The sequence below is a fragment of the Streptomyces sp. NPDC051105 genome, assembly GCF_040682795.1.
In the GTDB taxonomy this organism is placed as follows: domain Bacteria; phylum Actinomycetota; class Actinomycetes; order Streptomycetales; family Streptomycetaceae; genus Streptomyces.
The window spans coordinates 23,030-46,659 of the sequence record NZ_JBFBBR010000009.1 but is presented as its reverse complement, the minus strand read 5'-3'; the positions used below and the strand labels follow the sequence as shown (position 1 = coordinate 46,659).

The 23,630-nt window shown below is 71.8% G+C and carries 22 protein-coding genes; 15 read left to right on the top strand and 7 right to left on the bottom strand.

Annotated elements, in window-relative coordinates; translation table 11 throughout:
• Positions 1–283: 283 nt before the first annotated feature.
• Both AB0N16_RS22645 and AB0N16_RS22640 read left to right on the top strand, forming a co-directional pair.
• The gene (locus tag AB0N16_RS22645) at positions 284–1,021 is read left to right on the top strand and encodes a PH domain-containing protein (RefSeq protein WP_365799389.1); all 738 of its coding nucleotides are present in this window, start codon (positions 284–286) and stop codon (positions 1,019–1,021) included.
• 176 nt (positions 1,022–1,197) lie between these two features.
• Positions 1,198–1,923: a response regulator transcription factor gene (locus AB0N16_RS22640; protein ID WP_365799387.1), complete on the top strand. Its 726-nt coding sequence runs from the start codon at positions 1,198–1,200 to the stop codon at positions 1,921–1,923.
• Here the strand turns inward: AB0N16_RS22640 and AB0N16_RS22635 are convergent.
• On the bottom strand, positions 1,913–3,700 hold the full coding sequence (locus tag AB0N16_RS22635; protein ID WP_365799385.1) for an ABC transporter ATP-binding protein: 1,788 nt from the start codon (positions 3,698–3,700) through the stop codon (positions 1,913–1,915). The two genes, AB0N16_RS22640 and AB0N16_RS22635, sit on opposite strands and share 11 nt — an antisense overlap.
• A gap of 907 nt (positions 3,701–4,607) precedes the next feature.
• A complete protein-coding gene (locus AB0N16_RS22630; protein ID WP_365799383.1) occupies positions 4,608–6,401 on the bottom strand; it encodes a bifunctional metallophosphatase/5'-nucleotidase in 1,794 nt (597 codons plus the stop codon).
• A 168-nt stretch (positions 6,402–6,569) separates the two neighbouring features.
• On the opposite strand from AB0N16_RS22630, the gene mshD reads away from it, so the two are divergent.
• Positions 6,570–7,499 carry a mycothiol synthase gene (gene mshD / locus AB0N16_RS22625; RefSeq protein WP_365799381.1) on the top strand — a complete coding sequence of 310 codons (930 nt, stop codon included), beginning with the start codon at positions 6,570–6,572 and terminating at the stop codon, positions 7,497–7,499.
• Between the two features lie 57 nt (positions 7,500–7,556).
• Here mshD and AB0N16_RS22620 read toward each other — a convergent pair whose 3' ends face one another.
• From AB0N16_RS22620 to AB0N16_RS22605, 4 genes are read right to left on the bottom strand one after another with little or no spacing between them, the layout of a single operon-like run.
• On the bottom strand, positions 7,557–9,092 hold the full coding sequence (locus AB0N16_RS22620; RefSeq protein ID WP_365799379.1) for an ABC transporter permease: 1,536 nt from the start codon (positions 9,090–9,092) through the stop codon (positions 7,557–7,559).
• Positions 9,089–9,952: an ABC transporter ATP-binding protein gene (locus tag AB0N16_RS22615; RefSeq protein ID WP_365799377.1), complete on the bottom strand. Its 864-nt coding sequence runs from the start codon at positions 9,950–9,952 to the stop codon at positions 9,089–9,091. Before AB0N16_RS22615 ends, AB0N16_RS22620 begins: the two co-directional genes overlap by 4 nt.
• Positions 9,953–9,976: 24 nt before the next feature.
• The gene (locus AB0N16_RS22610) at positions 9,977–10,786 is read right to left on the bottom strand and encodes a zf-HC2 domain-containing protein (RefSeq protein ID WP_365799375.1); all 810 of its coding nucleotides are present in this window, start codon (positions 10,784–10,786) and stop codon (positions 9,977–9,979) included.
• Entirely contained in the window at positions 10,783–11,325 is a 543-nt protein-coding gene (locus AB0N16_RS22605) for an RNA polymerase sigma factor (protein WP_365799373.1), read from the bottom strand. The genes AB0N16_RS22610 and AB0N16_RS22605 overlap by 4 nt, the downstream gene beginning before the upstream one ends.
• Positions 11,326–11,460: 135 nt before the next feature.
• Between AB0N16_RS22605 and AB0N16_RS22600 the strand changes: the two genes are divergently transcribed.
• The 9 genes from AB0N16_RS22600 (at position 11,461) to AB0N16_RS22560 (ending at position 19,920) form a co-directional block, all read left to right on the top strand.
• On the top strand, positions 11,461–11,868 hold the full coding sequence (locus AB0N16_RS22600) for a GntR family transcriptional regulator (protein ID WP_365799973.1): 408 nt from the start codon (positions 11,461–11,463) through the stop codon (positions 11,866–11,868).
• Positions 11,865–12,743 carry an ABC transporter ATP-binding protein gene (locus AB0N16_RS22595; protein WP_365799371.1) on the top strand — a complete coding sequence of 293 codons (879 nt, stop codon included), beginning with the start codon at positions 11,865–11,867 and terminating at the stop codon, positions 12,741–12,743. The genes AB0N16_RS22600 and AB0N16_RS22595 overlap by 4 nt, the downstream gene beginning before the upstream one ends.
• On the top strand, positions 12,740–13,642 hold the full coding sequence (locus tag AB0N16_RS22590) for an ABC transporter permease (RefSeq protein ID WP_365799369.1): 903 nt from the start codon (positions 12,740–12,742) through the stop codon (positions 13,640–13,642). The genes AB0N16_RS22595 and AB0N16_RS22590 overlap by 4 nt, the downstream gene beginning before the upstream one ends.
• Complete coding sequence (locus AB0N16_RS22585; RefSeq protein ID WP_365799367.1) at positions 13,642–14,427, top strand: hypothetical protein; 786 nt, start codon at positions 13,642–13,644, stop codon at positions 14,425–14,427. Before AB0N16_RS22590 ends, AB0N16_RS22585 begins: the two co-directional genes overlap by 1 nt.
• A gap of 196 nt (positions 14,428–14,623) precedes the next feature.
• Positions 14,624–16,981: an RNA degradosome polyphosphate kinase gene (locus AB0N16_RS22580; protein ID WP_365799365.1), complete on the top strand. Its 2,358-nt coding sequence runs from the start codon at positions 14,624–14,626 to the stop codon at positions 16,979–16,981.
• Positions 16,962–17,984 (top strand): CHAD domain-containing protein, encoded by a 1,023-nt coding sequence (locus AB0N16_RS22575; protein WP_365799363.1) that lies wholly within the window; start codon positions 16,962–16,964, stop codon positions 17,982–17,984. Before AB0N16_RS22580 ends, AB0N16_RS22575 begins: the two co-directional genes overlap by 20 nt.
• Positions 17,981–18,397 (top strand): NUDIX hydrolase, encoded by a 417-nt coding sequence (locus AB0N16_RS22570; protein WP_365799361.1) that lies wholly within the window; start codon positions 17,981–17,983, stop codon positions 18,395–18,397. The genes AB0N16_RS22575 and AB0N16_RS22570 overlap by 4 nt, the downstream gene beginning before the upstream one ends.
• Positions 18,398–18,793: 396 nt before the next feature.
• Positions 18,794–19,648, top strand: coding sequence for a hypothetical protein (locus AB0N16_RS22565; protein WP_365799359.1), 855 nt, complete (start codon positions 18,794–18,796; stop codon positions 19,646–19,648).
• Between the two features lie 104 nt (positions 19,649–19,752).
• Positions 19,753–19,920, top strand: a complete 168-nt coding sequence (locus tag AB0N16_RS22560; RefSeq protein WP_365799357.1) for a hypothetical protein — start codon at positions 19,753–19,755, stop codon at positions 19,918–19,920.
• A 156-nt stretch (positions 19,921–20,076) separates the two neighbouring features.
• Here the strand turns inward: AB0N16_RS22560 and AB0N16_RS22555 are convergent, their stop codons facing one another.
• Positions 20,077–20,415, bottom strand: coding sequence for a metal-sensitive transcriptional regulator (locus AB0N16_RS22555; protein ID WP_365799355.1), 339 nt, complete (start codon positions 20,413–20,415; stop codon positions 20,077–20,079).
• Positions 20,416–20,612: 197 nt separating this feature from the next.
• Here AB0N16_RS22555 and AB0N16_RS22550 point away from each other — a divergent pair, with 197 nt between their 5' ends.
• From AB0N16_RS22550 to AB0N16_RS22540, 3 genes are all read left to right on the top strand, one after another.
• Entirely contained in the window at positions 20,613–21,233 is a 621-nt protein-coding gene (locus tag AB0N16_RS22550; protein ID WP_351747099.1) for a DUF47 family protein, read from the top strand.
• 7 nt (positions 21,234–21,240) lie between these two features.
• Positions 21,241–22,239: an inorganic phosphate transporter gene (locus tag AB0N16_RS22545; RefSeq protein WP_365799354.1), complete on the top strand. Its 999-nt coding sequence runs from the start codon at positions 21,241–21,243 to the stop codon at positions 22,237–22,239.
• Positions 22,240–22,600: 361 nt separating this feature from the next.
• Complete coding sequence (locus tag AB0N16_RS22540) at positions 22,601–23,500, top strand: hypothetical protein (RefSeq protein WP_365799352.1); 900 nt, start codon at positions 22,601–22,603, stop codon at positions 23,498–23,500.
• Positions 23,501–23,630: the final 130 nt, after the last annotated feature.

Below are 23,630 nucleotides of genomic sequence, written 5' to 3'. Positions count from 1 at the left end.
CGGCCGGCAGACCTCCGCTACCGCCTCCCGAGTCGCGCCGCCACCTGCTCCTCGATCGCCTCGTCTCCGTCAGCCGGGGCGGGCGCCTGCTGGAATGTGACGGATGAGAAATTCGTCGGGGCTCAGGAAGCCGAGCATGTCCGGGGAGTCGACGCCGACGGCTACCACGCCCGGCGGGTAACGATCTTCGCGGTCCTGCCCTCCATGGGGACCGCACAAAGAGGCGGCTTATCCTCTCCCCAGTCGCGCACCCGTTCGGTGCGTCTGGGGAGGGGCTCGGGGCATGGCCGAAGGCGGATTCGAACGGGAGTACCGTAAGCGGCGAAGACCGCCCGGGTCGTACTTCTTCCTGCTGGGGGCGGTGCTGCTCAACGCCCTCCTGCAGACCGGCCGCTTCTTCGGCGACGACGGCGACCGGGAATGGTGGGGGCCGCCGCTCATCATGCTGCTGATCGTCGTGACACTGGCACGGGTCCTGCTGGAGCAGTACCGCACGTACACCAGGGTCACGAGCGCCGGGATCATCGCGCGGGGACCGCTGCGGACCCGTACCTGGGCCTGGCCCGAGGTCTACGACATCCGGGTCGAGCCGGTCCCGCGCGGCTCCGGCCGGGACGGTCCCCAGTGGCTCACCTACCTGTACGACTTCGACGGCCGCCGCTTCCAGCTCCGGCACCTCGACGACTGGCAGCTGGCCGACCCCTACGCCGAGGTCTCGGAGCTGTGCCTGGCCGCCGACCCGCAGCGCAGCCTTTCCTGGGAGCGGCGTCCGGACGTCGAGGAGCGGATCCTACGGGGGGCCGTGCGGCGCAAGGCACGGTTGTGGGGCACGTACGGAGCCATCGCCATGATGGGGGTGATGTTCGTGGTCTCCGTGGCGCTGGTGTTCACGGACTGGGCGGACCATCCCTTCCTGCTGATCGTGTGCGTGCCGCTGGCCTCGGGCGTCGTCCTGAGCGCCGTACTCCAGTGGTACTGGCGCACCCGGCCGCCGCGTTCCCTGCCCCGGCTGCCCAACTGACGTCACAGCGAGCGGTCTTTCCACTCCTCAGCCGCGCACCGCGCAGTGCGGCCGTGTCGACCTTCGTCTGAACCGGTGCCGGGCGGCCCGTCCGCCGTGACCGCCCGCCCGGCAGCCGTAGCCCAGGCACATCCCTGGCCCAGGTCTCTCACAGCGCCTCGTCACACTTTTGTCAGATGGCGAGTCAACTGGCGAGGAAGATTCTGCTGGCCGACGACGACGCGGCCGTGCGGGACGGGATCGGCCGGCTGCTCAGGTTCGAGGGGTACGAGACGCTCCTCGCCGGGGACGGCAGAGTGGCCCTCGATCTCCTCGGAGCTCCGGAGTGCGAGCCCGACCTGGTGCTGATGGACGTGGAGATGCCAGGGCTGGACGGGCTGGCGGCCACCCGGCGGATCCGGGCCTCCGGGTCCACCGTGCCGATTCTGATGATCACCGGGCGGAACGCGGTCGGGGACCGGATCGTCGCCCTCGACAACGGCGCCGACGGCTATCTGGCCAAGCCCTTCGCACCCGAGGAACTCCTCGCCCGGGTACGGGCGTTGCTGCGGCGCAGTCCGCGGCGGGAGACGGTGGCCGCGCTGGCCGGGGACCGGTTCCTCGGCCATGAGGACGTCTCGATGGATCTGCGGACCCGGACCGTGCACCGTGGCGACCGGGCCGTGGACCTGACCAAGACCGAGTACGCGCTGCTGGAGTTCCTGCTGCGGCATCCGGGGCGGGTGCTCAGCCGGGAGCGGATCCTGCGGGACGTGTGGGGGTTCGAGTTCGAGCCGGCCTCCAACACGCTGGACGTCTACATCATGTACCTGCGGCGGAAACTGGAGAGCCGCGGCGAACCGCGGCTCATCCACACCGTGCGCGGCACGGGGTACACGCTGCGTCCGGCTCCTACCACCTGAGGATCATCGTCTCGTCCGGGGCCGGGGCCGGCTGCGCCGCGACGGCCTCCGGGAGCGGATGGGCCAGGCCGGCGTAGGCGCCGTTGCGGGCGAGGAGTTCGGCGTGCGTGCCCGCTTCCACCAGGCGGCCGCGGTCGACGACCAGAATGCGGTCGGCGTCGGGGGCGAGGGAGAGGTCGTGCGTGATCATGATGGTCGTACGGCCCGCCATCAGCCTGCGCAGCGGGGTCACCACCTGGCGGGCGGCGATCGCGTCGAGGCCCGCCGTCGGCTCGTCGAGGACGAGGACCGGGGCGGCGCGCAGCATCGCGCGGGCGATGGCGACCCGCTGGAGCTGACCGCCGGAGAGGGCGGCCGTGCCGGGGGCGATGTGGGTGTCGTAGCCCTCGGGGAGCGCGGTGATGAAGTCGTGGGCGGCGGCGTCCCTGGCCGCCTGCTCGATCTCCGTGTCGGTCGCGCCCGGCCGCCCGCACCCGATGTTCTCGCGGACCGTGCCGTTGAGGATCAGCGTCTGCTGCGGGAGCAGGGCGACGTTCTCACGGAGGAACTCCAGGGGTACGTCGGTGAGCGGGACGCCGTCCAGGCAGATCACGCCGGCCGAGGGGTCGTAGAAGCGGGTGAGGAGCTTGGAGAGGGTGGACTTGCCGGCGCCGCTCTTGCCGGTGACCAGGACCAGTTCGCCGGGGCCGGCCGCGAAGTCGACGTCGCGGAGGGAGGCTCGGCGGGACTCCGGGTAGCGGAAGGAGACGTTGTGGAAGCTGACCCAGCCGCGCACCGGCCAGGGGCCGACCGGCCGTGCGGGGTCGGTGACGGCGGGCTCGGCGTCCAGGATCTCGCCGATCCGCTCGGCGCCCGCGGTGGCCGCGGTGAGGGTGAGGCCGAGCTGGCCGAGGTTGCGGATCGGCGGGTAGAGGTAGCCGAGGAAGGCGGCGAAGGCGAGGAGCTGGCCGAGGGTCATCCGGTCGGCGGAGATCTCCCAGACGCCCAGGCCGATCACGGACAGCACGCAGAGGGTCTCGACGACCTCGACGAACTGCGCGTACATCTCGCCGAGCCGCGCGCCGCGCACGCTCGCCCGCATCCAGGCGCGGGCCTCGACGTCGAGGCGCCTCTCCTCGTCCCGGCGGCGGTTGTACGCCTGGGTGAGGACGACGTTGCCGAGGGACTCCTCGACCACGGAGGTGATCGCGCCGTCGGCGACCCGCTCGTCCTGGGAGGCCGTCTTGATCCGGCCGGAGAAGCGGCGGGCGGCCAGCAGGAACAGGGGCGCGAGGACGAAGGTGGCCAGGGCCAGGTCCCAGCGCAGCCAGCAGGCGGCGGCCGCGTAGAAGACGGCGGAGAAGGCGGCGGCGACGGTGCCGACGACACCCGAGACGACCATCTGCTCGATGGCCTCGACGTCACCGGTGAGGCGCTCCACCAGGTCGCCCTGGCGGTGCCGCTGGAAGAAGTGCGGGGGCAGGTCCTGGACGTGCCGGAAGACCTTTGCGCGCAGGCGCAGCACGAATCTCTCGGCGGTCCAGGTGGCCAGCGAGTTGCCGAGGTAGCCGACGAACGCGCCCAGTGCGGCGACCAGCAGCCAGGCGCCGGCCGGTCCCCAGAAGGCGGAGAGCGAACCGGCCTTGAGGGCGTTGTCGGTGAGGTCGGCGAAGAGCAGGATCGCGGCGGTCTCGGCGAGCGCGGACACCACCACGCAGGCGATGATCGCGCCGAGCCACCTGCGGTCTCCGCGGGTCAGCGGCCAGAAGCGGCGGAAGGCCACCCGGGCTTCTCTCATGGTCGACAACTCCCTTCAGAGGTATCGGTTGGGGGGTGTACAGGGCCGGGTCCGGGCGGACATGGCCGAGGCGGGGCCACCGGTGCGACCACGCTTGACCGGTGACCCCGCCTCGCCGGGTGCCTCAGTGCTGGTCGCCGACCGGGCGACGCTTGGGGGCCGGCTTCTTCGGCGCGGGCTTCTTCGGGGCCGGAGCCGGCTTGTGGTTCTTCTTCACGGGGACGATCTTGTGGAAGCTCATGGTGCTGTTCCTCTCTGTCGTGGCCTCTGCCGGGGCCTCTGTCGTGGTTCTGCAACAGTTCCTCTACCGCCCTGCTGCAATGACCTGTGTATTGCTATGAATTACTCTTGTAAATTCTTTGTCAGCGCTGGTCGCCGACCGGCCGACGCTTCGGAGCCGGCTTCTTCGGCGCGGGCTTCTTCGGGGCCGGAGCGGGCTTGTGGCTCTTCTTGACGGGGGCGATCTTACGGAAGCTCATGATTGTTCCCTCTCTGATTCTTAAGGTCGGCTCAGCTTGTGTTTACGTGCGGCTTACCGGTGCCTACCGCTGACCCACAGGGCGCTTGGGCTGCGACTTCTTGCCGTCCTTCTTCTTCGGCGCCGGCTTCGGGGCGGGCTTGGCGGCCTTCTTCACCGGGACAATCTTGTGGAAGCTCATGATCTTCTCCTTCGTTCCGTTTCACTCTGCCGTCCGCGCCGTTCGCTTTCGACATGGAAAACATTACGTGACCCGCGAGCCGAAGAAAGCCATTTTCACTTAGACCTCGATGAATTGCGGCTGAGATGAATTTTCAGAAGCAACGCGGAACCAGACGCCACCTCACACAGGTTTTATAAACAGAACGGGCCCGGTGCACGCGGGTGCGCGCACCGGGCCCGAGGGCTGGTGGGGGGTGGCTGGGGTGGCTACTGCACGATCGTGATCCGGTCCGTGGCCGGCGGCGCGATCGGGGCCGTGGCCGAGGAGTTGGCCGTCAGGTAGTCCGCCAGGGCGGACAGGTCGTCGGTGCCGACGACGTCGCCGGTGCCCTGGCCCAGGGTGGTGAAGCCGTCGCCGCCGCCGGCGAGGAAGGAGTTGGTGGCGACGCGGTAGGTGGCCGCCGGGTCGATGGCGGTGCCGTTCAGCTTCACGGAGTCGGTGACGACGCGGTCCGCGCCCGTCTTCGTCAGGTCCAGGGTGTAGGTGAGCCCCTTGGACGGCAGCAGGATCTTCGGCGCGGCCGCGTTGCCGCCGCTCACCTGCTCCTTGAGCACCTGGATGAGCTGGGCCCCGGTGAAGTCCTGCAGGTTGACGGTGTTGGCGAACGGCTGGACCGTGAAGCCCTCGGCGTAGGTCACCACGCCGTCGCCCTCGCTCCCCTTGGCCGCGTACGTCAGTCCGGCCCGCACCCCGCCCGGGTTCATCAGGGCCAGGTCGGTCTCCGGGTCCAGCTCCTTGCCGTACGCCAACTGGGCGTCGGCGATCAGGTCGCCCATCGGGGACTCGGTGCCGGTGCTGTTGACGTCGGCGGAGATGTAGCCGATGGCGCGGTTGCCGATCGGGGCGGCGAGGGTGTTCCACTTGCCGATCAGCGCGGTCATGTCGGGCGCCTTGGCGACGTCCCGGGTGACCACGTGGTTCGCCGACTCCACGGCCGTACGCACGATGTCGCCGGTGCGGCGGTCGTAGGTGAGGGTGGTGTCCGTGTACAGGCGCCCGAAGGAGGCGGCCGAGGTGACCATGCGGGGCCTGCCGGACGGGTCGTCGATCGTGCAGACGTACGCGGTGTGGGTGTGCCCGGTGACGAGCGCGTCCACGGCCGGTGTCACGTTCTTCGCGATGTCGACGATCGGCCCGGAGATGCCGCTGCCGGCGCCCGCGGAGTCGCAGTCGTAGTTGTAGTTCGAGGAGGCCGGGAACCCGCCCTCGTGGACCAGCGCCACGATCGACTGGACGCCCTGGCGCTGGAGCACCTTGGCGTACTTGTTGATCGTCTCGACCTCGTCCTTGAAGGCCAGCCCCTTGACGCCGTCGGCGGAGACGATGCCGGGCGTGCCCTCCAGGGTGACGCCGATGAAGCCGATCTTGACGTCCTTCTTCTTCCACACCCAGTAGGGCTTCAGGATCGGCTCGTCCGTCTTCTCGTCGAGGACGTTGGCCGCGAGGTAGGGGAAGTCGGCACCCTTGAACTTCTTGTCGGTGTAGCACCCGTCGGTGGGGTGGCAGCCGCCGTTCTGGAGGCGCGCGAGTTCCCTGGCGCCCTCGTCGAACTCGTGGTTGCCGACCGTCGTCACGTCCAGGTCGAGCTTGTTGAGCGCCTCGATGGTGGGTTCGTCGTGGAAGAGCCCGGAGATCAGCGGGGAGGCGCCGACCATGTCACCGCCGGCGGCCGTGACGGAGTACGGGTTCCCCTTGCGGGCCTGGCGCAGGTGGGTCGCGAGGTACTCGACACCGCCCGCGTCGATCGTCTTGGTCGTCCCGTCGGCCTGGGTTTCGGTGACCCGGCCGGAGGATCCGGACGGCGGCTCCAGGTTGCCGTGCAGGTCGTTGAAGGAGAGGAGCTGGACGTCCTGGTAGCGGCCGGGGTGGTGCCCGTGCCCCTTGCCGGTGTGCGCGTCGGCGGGCAGCGCGCTCGCCAGCGCGGCGGCGGTGGCGAGCGCGGCGGCGGACGCGAGCAGCGCGTACGTACGGCGTCTGGACGGTCTGGGCTTCGCTTGCATGGAACCCCCCTGTGGGTCTGCTGAGAAGTGGCCCGGTCCGGCGCAGCCTAGGATCAACGCGCGTAGCGCAACAGGGGGTTCATGGTTACATCCTGGTTGCCTTTTGCCCCGCCCTTTACCTTCGCCCTTGCCCCCACTTTGCCCGTCCGGCCCCGTACCCTCGTACGCATGACCAGCGACGACACCGCACGGCCACCCATGTACTCCCGCTCCATCGACACCTACTCCGCGCTCACCCCGGACCAGGCCGAGGCCGTGCTGGGGCTGCTGGCGGAGGCGGCCCGGGCCGACGGCCAGCAGCCGGTGTCCGAGCAGGGCCGTATCCAGATCCGCGGCGGCGCCCGCGAGGGCGTCTCCCATCTGCTGCTCACCGCCGGCGGCGAACTCGTGGGCTACGCCCAGCTGGAGGACACCGACCCGGTGGAGGCACCGGCCGCGGAACTCGTCGTCCACCCCTCCCACCGGGGCCACGGCCACGGCCGCGCCCTCGGTTCCGCGCTCCTCGCGGCCTCCGGCAAGCGGCTGCGCGTCTGGGCCCACGGCGGCCACTCGGCGGCCCGCCACCTCGCCCAGGTCCTCGGCCTGACCCTGTTCCGCGAACTGCGCCAGATGCGCCGCCCGTTGACGGACCTGGACCTGCCCGACCCGAAGCTCCCCGAGGGCGTGACGGTCCGCGCGTTCGTCCCCGGCCAGGACGACACGGCCTGGCTCGCCCTGAACGCGGCCGCCTTCGCCCACCACCCCGAACAGGGCTCGCTCACCCAGCGCGACCTGGACGACCGCAAGTCCCAGCCCTGGTTCGACCCGGCCGGCTTCTTCCTCGCCGAGCGCGCGGGCGAACTCATCGGCTTCCACTGGACGAAGATTCACGACCAGGAAGGCCTGGGCGAGGTCTACGTGCTCGGCGTCTCCCCCACCGCCCAGGGCGGCGGCCTCGGCAAGTCCCTCACCACCATCGGCCTCCGCCACCTGTCCGACCGGGGCCTGCCGACGGCGATGCTCTACGTCGACGCCGACAACACGGCGGCGGTGGCGGTCTACGAACGCCTGGGCTTCACCACCCACGAGACGGACCTGATGTACCGGACGGAGACGTGAGGTGAGGAAGGGGGAGGGCTGAGGCAGGGCGGGCAGCCGGCGGCGGGGGGACCCGAGTCAGCCCTCCCCGCAGTCGTCCGCCCCCGTGGGAACCGTGACGCCCAGCAGGCGGGCCGCCTCCGCCGCGGTCGTCCGCGGCGAGGTCAGTTCTGTCCAGTGGGCCTTCACCCGGGCCGCGATCGTGTCGTGGGGTTCGCGGAGCAGTTCGCGTACGACCTGGGTCTCCTGGGCCGAGACGCTCATGCTGCCGCCGTCCGGGGTGAGGACCGCGGCCGGGCCGGTGAGGCTGTCGTCGATACGGAGATGGCGGAAGGTGTCCGTCGGGGTGGGGTCGGTGGCGAGGGCCAGCCACATCGTCGTGACCGCTCGCGCGTCGCACATCTCGAAGGACGCCTGTTCGCTGCCCGCCACCAGGACCCTGGCGACCCCGACCGCGAACTCGGGGGCCCGGTTGCCGCCCCACTGGGTGCCGACCGTCACCGTGCCCCGTGCCGAACTGGACGGCAGGGTGGCGTCCGTCGTCAGGTCGGTGATCGCCGCGATGCGCTGGCGGATGGTGAGCCGAGTGGTCGCCGCCTCGCCGCCGGCCTCCGACCGCACCCGGTGCACCACTCCCGCCCAGTCGGCCGTCCATCCCTTCCAGTCGGGGTAGGCGCAGTACCGGGAGCCGTGGCGCTCGACGCACACCTGGAACTTCTGCGGGCTGTCCGCCTCCGCCTTGCGCGCGGCCCGCAACGCGGCGGACTCGCCCGGGGCCTGCCCGGCCGCCCCGGCCACCGTGGCGGCCAGGGCCAGGACGGTCACCGCCTTGAGCGCACGCGTCCGGCCGCCCGCCACCAGCACCGCGGCGGCCGCCACGAGCACCGTCAGACCGGTCAGGTACAGCGCGTGCCAGCCCGCCGGACGGCCCAGCAGTTCGCCCGGGACGGGGGTGCCGCCGTTCTCCAGCACCGTCGGCCAGAGCCACTGGACGCCGTGCACGCCGCCCGTGATGCCGCCGACGAGGCTGACCACGACCGCCAGGAGGACCACGAACAGCAGCGGGACCGCCGGATACGGCAGGACCCGGGCCAGCAGGATCCCGACCGCCCCGGAGAGCAGCACCGTCAGCGGGGCGACGGCCAGTTCGGCGAGCGAGCCGTGACCGACCGCGCCCGGCCGCAGCGCCGCCCAGGTGAACTGGGCGCCCACCACCAGGCCCACCCCCGCGGCGAACGGCACCACCGACAGGGCGTGCGCCAGCGTGCGCCGCGGCACCGGCATGACCAGCACCGAGAACTGCTCCTCCAGCCCGCGCCGCCGGTTCAGCAGCACCGCCCGGTTCACGCACACCAGCAGGGCGATGCAGAGCAGCACCGGGCCGCTTTGGGTGGCCCGGTCGGTGTCGTGCAGCACCGGGTAGGCGTCCATGCCCTCGTCCCGGCCGAACAACTCGTAGCCGACGAAGACGAGATAGAGGAGGGAGAAGACCAGCATCGGTATCTGCAGGGCCAGTTGGCGGGTCTCGAAGAGCGCCAGGGCCAGCACCGACGCGCCGCGGCGGCTGTTCTCGGGCGCCACCGGCGCCTCCGGCTTCACGAGCGTCGTCGTCATGCCGACGCCACCTCCGTGGTCTCGTCGTCGAGGACGAGCAGGTAGCCGTCCTCCAGGGTCGGTTCGAGCAGGTCGGCGCCGGCCGGCGGGTCGCCGACGTTGCGGAAGGTGCCGGTGCCGGTGCGCCAGCCCGCCCGGGCGCCCGGGGCGCGTTCCGTACTGCTCCACACCCGGCCCGCCGCCCGCGCCGTCAGCTCGGCGGGGGTGCCGTCGAAGCGGACCCGGCCGCCCGCCAGAACGATCACGTGATGGCAGAGCATCGCCACGTCCTCCGTCTGGTGGGTGGAGAGCAGCACCGTGCGGCCCTCCCCCGCCTCCGCGATCAACTCCCGGAACCGCATGCGCTGTTCGGGATCCAGGTGCACGGTCGGCTCGTCGAGGACCAGGAAGCCGGGGTCCCCGACGAGGGCCGCCGCCAGGGCGACCCGCTGACGCATCCCGCCGGACAGCCGCTTGATACGCCGGCCGCGTACGTCCGCGAGCCCGACCTGGTCCAGGACGCGCCGCACCTCGTGGTGGCGTTCGGCCCGGCCGGTCAGCTCCTTGAGGACGGCTACGTAGTCGACGAACTCGAAGGCCGTGAAGTCCGGATGGAAGCCGGGGGTCTGGGGCAGGTAGCCGAGCGTGCGGCGGACGGCCAGGCGGCCCGCCTGGGCCGACGGGTCCTCGCCGCGGACGGTGAAGCCGCCGCTGTCCGGCGGTACGGCCGTGGCCAGGACCTTCAGCAGGGTGGTCTTCCCGGCGCCGTTCGGGCCCAGCAGGCCCGTCACGCCGTCCGTCAGGCGCAGGGAGACGCCGTCCAGGGCCCGGACGCCGCCGTAGCGCACGGTGAGGCCTGCGGCGGAGACAGTGGTGTTCACGTGGGACTCCAGCGATCAGAGTGATCAGTAGGGCTTGGCGTCGAAGCGGTCGCGCGCCTGGTGCAGCAGGAAGGTCGCCAGCGCGGCCAGGGCCGCGGCCACCGACTGTCCCGCCGCCGTGAACGCGACCGGCGTGTCCGCGGGGTGCAGCGCGGCCACCGCCATCAGCAGCGTCCAGGCGCCGCCGACCAGGCCGGGGCCGAGCAGCGGGCCCAGCCGGGCGGAGAGCGCGAGACCGGCCGCGGTGAGCGCGAGGGCGGGCAGCAGCCAGCCGAAGGCGAGCAGCCCGTAGCCCGGGAGGGCCAGCGCGGCAAGGCAGTTGAGACCGAGGGAGGCGGTCAGCGCGGCGACCGTACGGATCATCAGCAGCCGGAAGCCGTGTGTCGGGGCGACCGCGGCGATCTCGTAGCTGGGGTCGAGGACCGGTCCGTACGACAGCGCCACCGCGGCCAGCGGGAGCAGCGGGGCCAGCGCCAGGAACAGGGCCGGGGCGTCCACCTCGTGCACCACCAGTACCGTCGCCGCCAGCACGAACGCGACCGACGCCAGCCAGGAGCGGCTCAGCACCGGGGTCGCGGTGAGCAGCCGTGCGGTGTGCTCGGCGACACCGAGGCGGGTGAGCAGCCGTTCGCCCAACCCGGGCCGGGGCGCGTCCAGTTCGGCGTCCAGGCGGTCCCAGCCGGCGTGCAGTGCGACCGGGTCGGACACCGCCGCGAGCGCCTCCCGGCAGAGTGCGCAGGAGCCGACGTGGGCGTCGGCCGACCACAGCAGCGGCGCCGCCAACTCGCCGCGCGCGTAGGCCCGTAGATCCTCTTCGGCAACATGCCAGGTCATGCCAACTCCTCCCGCAGCTGCTTGCGGGCCCGCATCGCCCGTGTCTTGACCGTCCCCGGCGGGATGCCGAGCAGGACCGCCGCCTCCCGGGTGGACAGCCCGTCGATCACCGTCGCCTGGAGCACCGCCCGCAGCTCCGGCGAGAGCCGGACCAGGGCCCCGGCGAGGTCCCCGTGCTCCACCCCCGCGAGCACGCGTTCCTCCGCCGAGGCCTCGTCCCGGTGCCGCAGCCGCGCCAGCGCCTGCCGCAGCCGGCCCCGGGCGCCGTCGCCGCGCAGCGCGTCGACCAGCCGTCGCGACCCGATGCGCCACAGCCACCCCGCCGCGTCGCCGTCCTCCCGGTACCGGGCGGTTCCCCGCCACACCGCGAGGAACGTCTCCTGCACGACGTCGTCGACGACCGCGGGATCCGCGCACCGGCCGCGCAGCCGCGCGGTCAGCCACGGCGCGTACCGCCGGTACAGCTCCTCGAAGGCGCGCCGGTCGGAGTCCGCCGCGATCGCCCGCAGCAGCTCCCCGTCGCTTCTCGTTCCGCTCACGTCTCCTCATCGCACGAGCCCGGCTCATCGGTTCACGGATTCCGGGGCCGGTCCGAAGAATCTTCCGGCCTTGACTTTCCGCACCGTCTCGCACCACCCTTTCACTACTCAATTAGTGAAAGGGTGGTTGTACGGGTGGTCGAGTACCGCATCGACCGGCGCTCCGGCGTCGCCACCTACGTCCAGATCGTCCAGCAGACCAAGCAGGCCCTGCGGCTGGGCCATCTCCGGCCGGGAGACAAGCTGCCCACGGCCCGCGAGGTGGTCGAGGCCACCGCCATCAACCCCAACACCGTGCTCAAGGCCTACCGAGAGCTGGAGCGGGAGGGCCTGGTGGAGGCCCGGCGCGGCCTCGGCACCTTCGTGAAACGCGCTCTGGGCACCGCCCCGGCCGAGTCCCCCCTGCACGGGGAGCTGGACGACTGGGCCGTCCGGGCCCGTGCGTCCGGCCTGGACCGGGACGACGTGGCCGCACTCTTCACCGCCGTACTCGAAACACACTTCGCCGTACCCGAAAAGCACCTGCAAGGAGAGAGTTCATGACCGACACCGCGATAGCGGCGTCCGTGCTCGGCAAGCGCTTCGGCCGGCGCGGGGGCTGGGCGCTGCGCGAGTGCAGCTTCCGGCTGCCGGCCGGCCGGGTGTGTGCCGTGGTGGGCCCCAACGGGGCGGGCAAGTCCACGCTCCTCGCCCTCGCCGCCGGCCTGCTGGGCCCGACCGAGGGCGAGCTGACCGTCCTCGGTGCCACCCCGGCCGAGGCCCGCGGCCGGGTCGGTTACGTCGCCCAGGACAAGCCGCTGTACCCGCAGCTCACGGTGGCCGAGACGCTCCGGATGGGCGCCGACCTCAACCCGGAGCGCTGGGACGCGGCCGCCGCCGGGCACGTCGTGGCCGCCGGGGACCTGGACCCGACGTCCCGTATCCGCTCCCTCTCCGGCGGCCAGCGCACCCGCGTCGCGCTCGCCCTGGCGCTCGGCAAGCGGCCCGAACTGCTGCTCCTGGACGAGCCGATGGCCGACCTCGACCCGCTGGCCCGGCACGAACTGATGGGCCTGCTCATGGTGGAGGCCGCCCAGCACGGCACCACCATCGCGATGTCCTCGCACGTGGTCGCCGAACTGGAGGACTCCTGCGACCACCTGCTGCTGATCGGCGACGGCCGGGTCCGGCTGGCCGGCGAGATCGACGACCTGCTGGCCGCCCACACCCGGGTCGGCGCCACCGCCGACGCCGACCTCACCCCGCACACCGTCGTGGACTCCCGGACCACCGGCCGGCAGCTCAGCGCCCTGATCCGCCCGGCGGGCCCGCTGCCCGCCGACTGGCGCACCGGCGCGCCGTCGCTGGAGGAGCTGGTCCTCGCCCATCTCCGCAACCCCGAAGCCCCGGCCCTGACCGCCGCGGAGGCAGCCGTATGACCACCATCGCCCTGACCGCGTCCGCCCGGCCGCGCCTGACCCGCTGGCTGCTGCGCCTGCACCGCCCCGCGCTGTACGTCTGGGCGGGCCTGGTGCTCGCCGCCACCGTCCTGCTCCTCCTCCTGCACGGCCCCATGACCGACGCCGCGGCCGAAGCCTGGCACCAGTACCACAGCTGCCCGGAGTGGCCGAAGCGGTGTGAGTACGACCAGAACGCGATCCTGCGCTACAAGGACTGGTACAACTACGCCACCCTGACCTTGGCGGCGGTGCCCCTCCTGACGGCCGGCTGGGCGGGCGGCGCGTTCGGCAAGGAACTGGAGTCCGGCACCGCCCGGCTGGCCTGGACCCAGTCCAGCACCCCCGTGCGCTGGCTGACCGTCCGCCTCGCGATTCCGGCCGCGGCCGTCGCCGGCGGCACCGGACTGCTGGTCTGGCTGCACCATCTGGCCTGGGCCGCGGGCAACCACCGGATCGACACCGCCAAGCAGTGGTACGACGTCTGGACCTTCCACGCCAACGGCCCCACCCTCGTCGCCCTGGCCCTGTGCGGCCTGGCGGCGGGCGCGCTGACGGGCCTGCTGTCCCGGCGCACCCTGCCCGCCCTGGGCCTCGGCCTGCTCCTCACCGGCGCGATCTGGGCCGTCGCCCAGCTGGTCATGCCCCACCTCTGGGCGACGAAGACCAGCACCGGAAAAGCCTTCTTCGCCCTCCCCAACAGCTCCTGGACGGTGCGGACGGGCAAGCACGCCGACGTCCCCTACGGCGACTACCACCCCGCCTCGCACTACTGGCCGCTCCAACTGACCACCACCGCCCTGCTCCTCGCCGTGGCGGCCCTGCTGACCCTGGGCTGCTTCCTGGCGCTGCGCCGCCTGACCGGAAAGACGGCCGCCTGATGACCGCCCTGTCCGCCGCCCCCGTCCCCGGCCCCGCGGCCACCCAGCGCTCCCTGCGCCGGCTGCACCGCCCGGCACTGCTCGTCTGGACCGCGTTCGGGCTGCTGGTGACGGGCTGGCTGCTCTGGCTGCACTTCTCCGAGGTGCCCGCCGAGCAGGCCTGCCTCGGCTTTCACTACTCCGCCGACGGCAACCTCCCCAGCTGCGCCTACTCGGCGTTCACGGACGCCAACAACGTCTTCAACTTCCTCGGCGAGGCCCTCGGCTACTCCGCTGTCGCCGTCGCCGCCTGGGCGGCCGCCGCGCTGATCGGCCGGGAGCTGGAGTCCGGCACCGCCCGGCTGGCCTGGACCCAGTCGGTCTCCCCGGCCCGCTGGCTGGCCGGGAAGCTGATCGCGGCCGCCGTGCCGCTGCTCGCCGGAGGCGGGCTGCTGGCGCTGGCCTTCGGCTGGGTGTGGAGCTCGGACCGGGGCGCACTGGTCACCAACTGGACCTGGGACCGCGTCTTCATCCCGCGCGGCCCGCTGCTGCCGGCCCTGCTGCTGCTCGGCCTCGCCGTCGGCGCGCTCGCCGGGATCGCCCTGCGCCGCGCCCTGCCCGCGCTGGCCGCGGCCGCCGCCGTGACCCTGGTGATCAGGCTGTACCTGCGCGCGGCCTGGCAGCCGCTGCACGGCCCCCTGCACGGCTTCTGGGCCCTCCACCTCACGGCCACCGCCATGGTCCTCGCCCTCGCCGCGGCCGCCGTCATCGGCGCGTTCTCCCTCTTGCGCCACCGGACCCGCTGAGGAACCGTCGCACCCGTGCGTCCCTCCGTCGGCGGAAGGGCGTACGGGATCCGCGGGAAGGTCGTACACGAACGTCGCTTTCGTGATCCCGAGGAGCGCCGCGGCCTGATCTTCGACGTCCGCGAGCCGCCCGCAGCTATCCCATACGCCATGTCTTCGTAACCATTGGTTCAGGCTGGCTTGCGACGCTCAGCCAATGAAGCCCGCCGTGCCAGAGCCTTCGCCGCCCCGTGACGGGTTCGCGGGAAACGGGGTCGTTCAGCTCCCACCCGCACGTTCCGACGCGCCTGTGACGCCCCGGGCGCGGAAGAATGGGGTCATGAGTCAGCAGAACGCCCAGGCAGCCGAGGTCCAGCACACCCAGCCCTCCGTAGGCTCCATCGCCGCGCACCGCCCGCACACCGTGGCCGCCGCGGTCTCCGACCTCGAACCCGACATCGATGCCGACCTCGACGCCTACGAGGAGTCACCGTACGACGGGCCCCAACTGCCCCAGGGCCGCTTCCTCGACCGGGAGCGCAGCTGGCTCGCGTTCAACGAGCGGGTGCTCGAGCTCGCCGAGGACCCGAACACGCCACTGCTGGAGCGGGCGAACTTCCTGGCGATCTTCGCGAGCAACCTGGACGAGTTCTTCATGGTCCGGGTGGCAGGGCTGAAGCGCCGGATAGCGACGGGCGTGGCCACCCGGTCCGCCTCCGGCCTGCAGCCCCGCGAGGTGCTGGAGATGATCTGGGCCCGCTCCCGTGAGCTGATGGCCCGGCACGCCGCCTGCTACCACGAGGACATCGCCCCCGCGCTCGCGGAGGAGGGCATCCACCTGGTCCGCTGGGCAGAGCTGACCGAGAAGGAGCAGGCACGGCTCTTCACGCTCTTCCGGCACCAGATCTTCCCGGTCCTGACCCCGCTGGCGGTCGACCCGGCGCACCCCTTCCCGTACATCTCCGGCCTCTCCCTGAACCTGGCCGTGGTGGTACGCAACCCGGTGAGCGGCCACAAGCACTTCGCCCGGGTCAAGGTGCCGCCGTCGCTGTCCCGCTTCCTGGAGAGCAGCGCGGGCCGGTACGTCCCCATCGAGGACGTCATCGGCGCCCACCTGGAGGAGCTGTTCCCGGGCATGGAGGTCGTGGAGCACCACGCCTTCCGCCTCACCCGGAACGAGGACCTGGAGGTCGAGGAGGACGACGCCGAGAACCTGCTCCAGGCCCTGGAGAAGGAGCTCATGCGGCGCCGCTTCGGGCCCCCGGTGCGCCTGGAGGTCGAGGAGTCCATCGACCGCGAGGTCCTCGACCTGCTGGTCCGCGAGCTGAAGGTCTCCGAGGCCGAGGTCTACCCGCTGCCCGGCCCGCTCGACCTGACCGGTCTGTTCCGGATCTCCGGCCTGGACCGCCCGGAGCTGAAGTACCGCAAGTTCATCGCGGGCACGCACCGTGACCTCGCCGAGGTCGAGTCGGCGTCCGCGCCCGACATCTTCGCGGCCCTGCGCGAGCGGGACGTCCTGCTGCACCACCCGTACGACAGCTTCTCCACCTCCGTGCAGGCCTTCATCGAGCAGGCCGCCGAGGACCCGGACGTCCTCGCCATCAAGCAGACCCTCTACCGCACCTCCGGCGACTCCCCGATCGTCAACGCGCTCGTGGACGCCGCCGAGGCCGGCAAGCAGGTCCTCGTCCTGGTCGAGATCAAGGCCCGCTTCGACGAGCACGCCAACATCAAGTGGGCCAAGCGCCTGGAAGAGGCCGGCTGCCACGTCGTCTACGGCCTGGTCGGCCTGAAGACGCACTGCAAGCTGTCCCTGGTGGTCCGCCAGGAGGGCGAGACGCTCCGCCGCTACAGCCATGTCGGCACCGGCAACTACCACCCGAAGACGGCACGGCTCTACGAGGACCTCGGCCTGCTCACCGCCGACACCCAGGTCGGCGCGGACCTGTCCGACCTGTTCAACCGGCTCTCCGGCTACTCCCGCCGGGAGACCTACCGCCGCCTGCTGGTGGCACCCAAGTCGCTGCGCGACGGACTGATCGCGCGGATCAACAAGGAAGTACAGCACCACCGGGCCGGCCGTCCCGCGTTCATCCGCATCAAGGTCAACTCGATGGTCGACGAGGCGATCATCGACGCCCTGTACCGCGCGTCCATGGCGGGCGTACCGGTCGACGTCTGGGTCCGCGGCATCTGCGCGATCCGGCCGGGCGTCACGGGCCTGTCGGAGAACGTCCGGGTCCGCTCGATCCTCGGCCGCTTCCTGGAACACTCCCGGGTCTTCGCCTTCGGCAACGGCGGCGAGCCCGAGGTGTGGATAGGCAGCGCCGACATGATGCACCGCAACCTCGACCGCCGGATAGAGGCCTTGGTCCGGGTCACCGACCCGGCCCACCGGGCCGCGCTCAACCGGCTCCTCGAAACCGGAATGTCCGACTCCACCTCCTCCTGGCACCTGGGTGCGGACGGCGAGTGGACCCGGCACGCGACCGACGCGGACGGACAGCCCCTGCGCAACATCCAGGAGATGCTCATAGACGCCCGGAGGCGCCGGCGTGGCACAGCAACACCTTGAACCGACGGACCCGACGGCCCTGGTGGTGACCGGGGACGCCCTCGCGGGCTACCTGCGCGCCCAGGCCACGGAGTTCCTCCGCGCGCTGCGCCTGCACCGGGAGACCGGGACGGCGAGCGTGGCGGAGGAGTCCGTCGACGCGGCCCGCGCGCTGCGCCGCTCGGCCCGGCGCATCAGCGGCAGCCTGCACACCTTCCGCCCCCTTCTGGAGGCCGACTGGTCGGAGGAGATCCGCCCCGAACTGGCCTGGCTGTCGGGCACGTTGGGGCTTGAGCACGCCTACGAGGCAAGACTGGAGCGCCTGTTGCTGGCCCTCCACCGGCTCTCCGGCTCGACGGCCCTGCCGAGCCAGGCCACTTCGGAGACCCCGGTCGAGCGCGGCAACCTCACCGTCGGCGCCGCCAAGGCGGGCGCCCTGCTCGACCGCCAGCTCACCCTCGCCCGCACCAGGGCCCACTCCACCGCCCTCCAGGCGCTCGGCTCCTCCCGCTTCCACGCGGTCGCCGACAAGGTCGCGGTGCTGGCCAGCGAGGTCCCGCTCACCCCCGCGGCGCCCTCGTCCGACCTGCGCCCCCTCGCCGCGGCGGCCGAGGAACGCCTCACCGACGCCATCACGGCCCTCCCCCTGGTCACCGCCGGCCACCCCTACAACGCGGAGGCCCTGGTCCACGGCCTGTCCCCGGACCCGGCCCCGCACCCCCAGGACGGCCCCTGGCACCAGGTCCGCCTCCTCCTGCGCCTGCACCGCTACGCCCGCGAGGTGCTGTGCGGCGCGGGCGCGCCCGTGGACGTACGGCTGTTCTCGGCGGGCCAGGCCCTGAACCGGCACCGCGACGCCTCCGAAGCGGCGGCGGCCGCCGCGTCCGCCGCCCGCACCCCGCGTATCGCCCCGGCGACCGCCTACGCCCTCGGCGTCCTCCACGCCGACCAGCGGCACGAGGTGGAGGCGGCCCGGTTCGCGTTCCAGCAGGCGTGGCAGAAACAGCGGCTGGAGGCGGTGTGACCGACACCCCGGTCCTGGCGGCCGGCTGCGTCCTGTGGCGCCGCTCACCGGTGGACGGGGACCTGGAGGTCTGCCTCGTCCACCGCCCCAAGTACGACGACTGGTCCCACCCAAAGGGCAAGCTCAAGCGCGGTGAGGACGCGATCACGGGCGCGCTGCGCGAGGTGGCCGAGGAGACCGGCTACACCGCACACGTCGGCAGCGAGCTCTCCACGGCCCTCTACTACGCCGACGGCCGCCCCAAGCAAGTCCGTTACTGGGCGGGAGAAGCAGGAGAGGGCCACTTCACCCCGAACCACGAGGTGGACAGGATCCTGTGGCTCCGCCCACCGGAGGCCCGGCAACGGCTCACCCAGCCGAGAGACGCCGAGCTGGTGGACGAACTACTGACCTCGCTGCCCAACACGCCGTAGGAGAGACGCGCCCCCTCAGGGGCACGGGGCTGTGTCGATGTGCGGCTACCGCCGCGCGGGCGCGACAAACCCCCACCGGCCCGCGGCCCACGCGCCCGCCTCAGCCGCCCCCGCCCACATGTCCCGCCCCATCCGTCCGTGCGAGGCTTCGAGCCCTGCGCGCCGGGCCCCGCCACCCGCACGTGCACCGGGAGTAGCAGAACGGCCCGTGCTCGATCAGGGTCGTATCGTGCTCCTGGGCCCCGACGCCCCGCCCGCAAGCGTTCTTTTCCGCCACCCCGACAACGTTACCCACGCCCGGTAAACAGCCGGTATGCGTGACGGCCCCACCCACCCCTCGTTAAGCGGAACGACAGGGGGCCCGTGACGGACGTACCGGCTGGGGGTAGGCAGGCGATGGATCGGCGGCAGCACAGGCACGCTGGAAAGACGGCCGTCACCGTAGGGCTCGTGGTCGGCCTCGGCGCATGCGCCACCGGCTGCGGCGGCGCCGCCGCGGAGGGCGCCAACGGCGACCCCGGCGGCACCTCGGTCGCCGTCCTGAAGCGCGCGGCGGACACCCTGCGCGCCGCAGCCACCTCAAGGGCGACGACGTCGATGGAGATGGCGACCGGCGGCACCCGGGTCACCATCCGCGGCCAGGGCCGCTACGACTACCGCGACCAGCTCGGCGAACTCACGGTCGTACTCCCGCAGGACCCCGCCGGCACCCCCGAGCACCGCCCGATCACCGAACTCCTCGCCCCGGGCGCGCTGTTCATGAAGAACAGGGGCGCCGGGGTACCCGCCGACAAATGGGTCCGCGTGGAGACCGCGAGCCTCTCCGACGGCAACCTGGTCACCGGCGGCGCGACCGACCCGTTCGCCGCGGCCGAGTTGCTCCTCGGCACCCGCACCGCGACCTACCTGGGCAGGACCGAGGTCGCCGGGGCCGAGGTCCGGCACTACCGGGGCACCGCCGACCTCGCGGCCGCCGCCCGCGCCGCGTCCGCCGGCAACCGGCCGGCCCTCGCCGCCGCGGCTAAGGGGTTCGCCACGGCCAAGGTTCCGTTCGACGCGTACCTCGACGACCAGGGCCGGATCCGCAAGCTGCGGCAGCGGTTCAGTTTCGTCAACGACAGCAGCCAGGGCACGGTCGCGGTCGCCTCGACGACCCTGCTGTACGACTTCGGCACTCCGGTGGACGTCGAGTTGCCGCGTTCCCGGGACATCTACGCGGGCCGGATCGCCGAAAACCAGCCAGCGCACTAGTCCGGGACCGGCTTCGTACAACCTGTGAACTAGCCCGTCCGTGCCATGCGCGTTGTGTAGACCGCTCCCTACTCTAGGAAGTCGGTGACGGCAGAGAAGAGGTGATGCGCGTGGCTCCGGTCGGCGGTACGGCAGTTCAGGACCACGTGGCCCTCGCCGAGATCGAGCTGTGCGGAGACCTGATCATCGCGGCGTCGGCCGCCGAGGAGCGGCTCAGCCTGCAGAGCATCGACGAGGTACTGCGCGTGGCCGAGGAGCGCGAGCACGGCTGACTTCGGCCAGGCCCGCAGGCCAGGCCCGCAGGCCAGGTCCACGGGTTGGGTCCGCGGGTTGGGTCCGCCGGTTCAGGTCCGCCGGTTCAGGTCCGCCGGTTCAGGTCCGCCGGTTCAGGTCCGCCGGTTCAGGTCCGCCGGTTCAGGTCCGCCGGTTCAGGTCCGCAGCAGCCGGGCGATGGCCTGGGTGGCCTCTTCCACCTTCGCGTCGATCTCCGTGCCACCCTTGACCGCGGCGTCGGCGACGCAGTGCCGCAGGTGCTCCTCAAGGAGTTGCAGGGCGAAGGACTGCAGGGCCTTGGTGGAGGCGGAGACCTGGGTGAGTATGTCGATGCAGTAGGTGTCCTCGTCGACCATCCGCTGCAGCCCGCGGATCTGGCCCTCGATCCGGCGCAGCCGTTTGAGGTGCTCGTCCTTCTGCTTGTGGTAGCCGTGCGTGGTCGCCGGAGCCGCGCTCCCGGAGGGCGCCGTGGCGCCGGCCTCGGTGGTCGTCATCGCGTCCTCCGCATCGTCGAGACATATACCCCTAGTGGGTATATGGTAACGAACTTTGCTGGGTATAGGGCCCTGGAGATGCCCCCGTGCTGATCACCACGCCCGATGGGCGACACTGGTGGGCGGCCCGATAGCCGTGGCCGGATGATGCGCCTAGCATCAGCCTGACCGAAACCCATGCATACCGAGGACCCCAAGTGCGCTTTCGTCTGACCCCCAGGGAGACGAGCTTCTACGACATGTTCGCCGCGTCCGCGGACAACATCGTCACGGGCTCGAAACTCCTGATGGAACTGCTCGGGGCGGACCCGTCCGCCCGGGCCGAGATCGCAGAGCGTATGCGGGCAGCGGAACACGCGGGTGACGACGCCACGCACGCGATCTTCCACCAGCTGAACTCCTCGTTCATCACGCCCTTCGACCGCGAGGACATCTACAACCTCGCGTCGTCCCTCGACGACATCATGGACTTCATGGAGGAGGCCGTCGACCTGGTCGTCCTCTACAACGTGGAGGAGCTGCCGAAGGGCGTCGAGCAGCAGATCGAGGTGCTGGCGCGCGCCGCGGACCTGACGGCCGAGGCGATGCCCAACCTGCGCACGATGGAGAACCTCACCGAGTACTGGATCGAGGTCAACCGGCTGGAGAACCAGGCCGACCAGATCCACCGCAAGCTCCTCGCGCACCTCTTCAACGGCAAGTACGAGGCGATCGAGGTGCTGAAGCTCAAGCAGATCGTGGACGTCCTGGAAGAGGCGGCGGACGCGTTCGAGCACGTGGCGAACACGGTGGAGACCATCGCCGTCAAGGAGTCCTGAGGCGTCGATGGACACCTTCGCGCTCGTCGTGACCATTCTGGTCGCGCTCTTCTTCACGTACACGAACGGCTTCCACGACTCGGCGAACGCGATCGCGACGTCCGTGTCGACGCGGGCGCTCACCCCGCGGGCGGCTCTCGCCATGGCGGCGGTGATGAACATGGCCGGCGCTTTCTTCGGCACCGGGGTCGCCAAGACCGTCAGCGAGGGACTGATCGAGACGCCCGAGGGCTCCAGGGGCATGGGCATCCTCTTCGCCGCGCTGGTCGGCGCGATCGTCTGGAACCTCGTCACCTGGTACTTCGGCCTGCCCTCGTCCTCCTCCCACGCCCTGTTCGGCGGTCTGGTGGGCGCTGCCCTGGCGGGCGGCACGGAGGTCCTCTGGAACGGCGTCGTCGACAAGGTCATCATCCCGATGTTCCTGTCGCCGGTCGTCGGCCTGGTCCTCGGCTACCTGGTCATGACGGCCATCATGTGGATCTTCCGGCGCGCCAACCCGCACAAGGCCAAGCGTGGCTTCCGTATCGCCCAGACCGTCTCCGCGGCCGGCATGGCCCTCGGCCACGGTCTCCAGGACGCCCAGAAGACGATGGGCGTCGTCGTGATGGCACTGGTGATTTCCGGCCATGCGACGTACGGCGACGCGATTCCGGCCTGGGTCAAGATCGCCTGTGCCGTGATGCTCTCCCTCGGCACCTACGCGGGCGGCTGGCGCATCATGCGCACACTGGGTCGCAAGATCATCGAGCTGGACCCCCCGCAGGGCTTCGCGGCCGAGGCGACGGGGGCCTCGATCATGTTCACCACGGCGTACCTCTTCAAGGCACCGGTCTCCACGACCCACGTCATCACCTCGGCCATCATGGGCGTCGGCGCGACGAAGCGCGTGAACGCGGTCCGCTGGGGCGTGGCCAAGAACATCGTCCTGGGCTGGTTCATCACGATGCCGGCGGCGGCCCTGGTGGCAGCGGCGACATTCGGCCTCGTGGACCTGGCTTTCCTGTAGCGCCCACACCCACCACCCCGCCGCTCCCCGTCCCCCTCGCTCCCCCGGCCCGGCACCCGCCGCCGTCGCCCTGCGCCCTGCACCCGCCGGCCTCGCCGCTCGCTCTCCGCCCTAGCCCTCGCCGTACGCTCCGGCGTCCGTCGCCCGCCGCCCTCACACGCCGCCCTCGCCCTCGCCCTGCGCATCCCACCCTCGACCTGCTGCCCAACCCTCCGTCTACGCCCCTCGCCCCGCCGTGGTCCTCTCCTCCGTGGTTCGTTGTCGGTGTGATCATGGCTGGCGGGAAGTCGTACGCCCGGTGCGGCTCCGGAACGGGACCAGTGAGGCTTCGGTGGGTCTGAGGGCAGGGACGATTCATGTCATGGCCGGCAACGGCCTCGGGGACTTCGTGGCCGCGGCGATAGCGCGGCGGCCGGGCGCCGTGGAGCGGGTGTCGACCGTCGTGCTCGTCGGCGACGAGGGCCGGGCCGTGCGCGGGCCGGCCGACGGCGAGGAGGGTGTCGTACGCGTCACCCCCGCTCTGCTCGGCGCGCTCCCGCTGGACCTGGACTGGGTCCGGGCGGCGTACGCGGCGCCCGTCGAGCTGGTGCTGGTGGATCACGAGCTGCCCACCGCGGCCGTCCTCGACGTGCTGGCCGCGCTCCGGCGGGAGCTCGGCGACCCGGTCGTCGAGGTGGTGTCCGTCGGCGGACCGTTCCGGTGTTCCTGCGGGTCGGCGGTGCGGTTGCTGCCGCCCGGCCCCGCCGGGGACGCCGTGCAGGCGCTGCTCGCGCCGCTGGAGCACTTCACCGTCTGTCTGGTGGGGTCCGGGTCGGCCGGGGACTACTGGGCGTTCGTGTCCGGGCTGACCTCGGCCGAGGGGACGAGGGTCGAGGAGGACGTCGCGCGGGAGTTCGGCACCTGCGTCGTGCACGACTGCTCGGACGCCCTGGCGTTGGTCTGCGCGGGGGCGCTGGGCTTCGAGGGGAACGTGGCGACCTTTCCGGACGGGGAGGTCGCGCCGGTGGACCGGAGTGCGGCCTCGGTGGTCCGGTTCGCCGCGGCGGACGAGCCCCTCGCCCTGGTGCCGCACGCCTGCGTCGACGAGCCCGCGTCCGGGCGGCCGTACCCGGGCGAACCCGGCGGCCGCCCGGACGCGGTGACCTGGCGGCGGCTGGCGCAGACCATGGGGCTGACCGGCCCCCGGGCGGTCGAACAGGCTGTGGACAAGCTGCTGGGCTCGGGAGCGGAACCGGTCGTCTTCCCCGTCCACAGGGTGTGAACAACGGTGTGAACGCCCGCCGCCGGATGCCGCCGGAACACGCATACGGGCCCGCCCCCGGGAGCCAGGGGCGGGCCCTTTTGCATCCTCGCGGTGGCACCGCCATGCAGCACCGCGAGGGGTCGGTTCC

Excerpts from the sequence above, each read along its gene's own strand:
- AB0N16_RS22645 (WP_365799389.1), top strand. The coding sequence starts at position 284 with ATGGCCGAAGGCGGATTCGAACGGGAGTACCGTAAGCGGCGAAGACCG.
- AB0N16_RS22640 (WP_365799387.1), top strand. The coding sequence starts at position 1,198 with ATGGCGAGTCAACTGGCGAGGAAGATTCTGCTGGCCGACGACGACGCG.
- AB0N16_RS22635 (WP_365799385.1), bottom strand. The coding sequence starts at position 3,700 with ATGAGAGAAGCCCGGGTGGCCTTCCGCCGCTTCTGGCCGCTGACCCGC.
- AB0N16_RS22630 (WP_365799383.1), bottom strand. The coding sequence starts at position 6,401 with ATGCAAGCGAAGCCCAGACCGTCCAGACGCCGTACGTACGCGCTGCTC.
- mshD (WP_365799381.1), top strand. The coding sequence starts at position 6,570 with ATGACCAGCGACGACACCGCACGGCCACCCATGTACTCCCGCTCCATC.
- AB0N16_RS22620 (WP_365799379.1), bottom strand. The coding sequence starts at position 9,092 with ATGACGACGACGCTCGTGAAGCCGGAGGCGCCGGTGGCGCCCGAGAAC.
- AB0N16_RS22610 (WP_365799375.1), bottom strand. The coding sequence starts at position 10,786 with ATGACCTGGCATGTTGCCGAAGAGGATCTACGGGCCTACGCGCGCGGC.
- AB0N16_RS22595 (WP_365799371.1), top strand. The coding sequence starts at position 11,865 with ATGACCGACACCGCGATAGCGGCGTCCGTGCTCGGCAAGCGCTTCGGC.
- AB0N16_RS22590 (WP_365799369.1), top strand. The coding sequence starts at position 12,740 with ATGACCACCATCGCCCTGACCGCGTCCGCCCGGCCGCGCCTGACCCGC.
- AB0N16_RS22585 (WP_365799367.1), top strand. The coding sequence starts at position 13,642 with ATGACCGCCCTGTCCGCCGCCCCCGTCCCCGGCCCCGCGGCCACCCAG.
- AB0N16_RS22580 (WP_365799365.1), top strand. The coding sequence starts at position 14,624 with ATGAAGCCCGCCGTGCCAGAGCCTTCGCCGCCCCGTGACGGGTTCGCG.
- AB0N16_RS22565 (WP_365799359.1), top strand. The coding sequence starts at position 18,794 with ATGGATCGGCGGCAGCACAGGCACGCTGGAAAGACGGCCGTCACCGTA.
- AB0N16_RS22560 (WP_365799357.1), top strand. The coding sequence starts at position 19,753 with ATGCGCGTGGCTCCGGTCGGCGGTACGGCAGTTCAGGACCACGTGGCC.
- AB0N16_RS22555 (WP_365799355.1), bottom strand. The coding sequence starts at position 20,415 with ATGACGACCACCGAGGCCGGCGCCACGGCGCCCTCCGGGAGCGCGGCT.
- AB0N16_RS22545 (WP_365799354.1), top strand. The coding sequence starts at position 21,241 with ATGGACACCTTCGCGCTCGTCGTGACCATTCTGGTCGCGCTCTTCTTC.
- AB0N16_RS22540 (WP_365799352.1), top strand. The coding sequence starts at position 22,601 with ATGGCCGGCAACGGCCTCGGGGACTTCGTGGCCGCGGCGATAGCGCGG.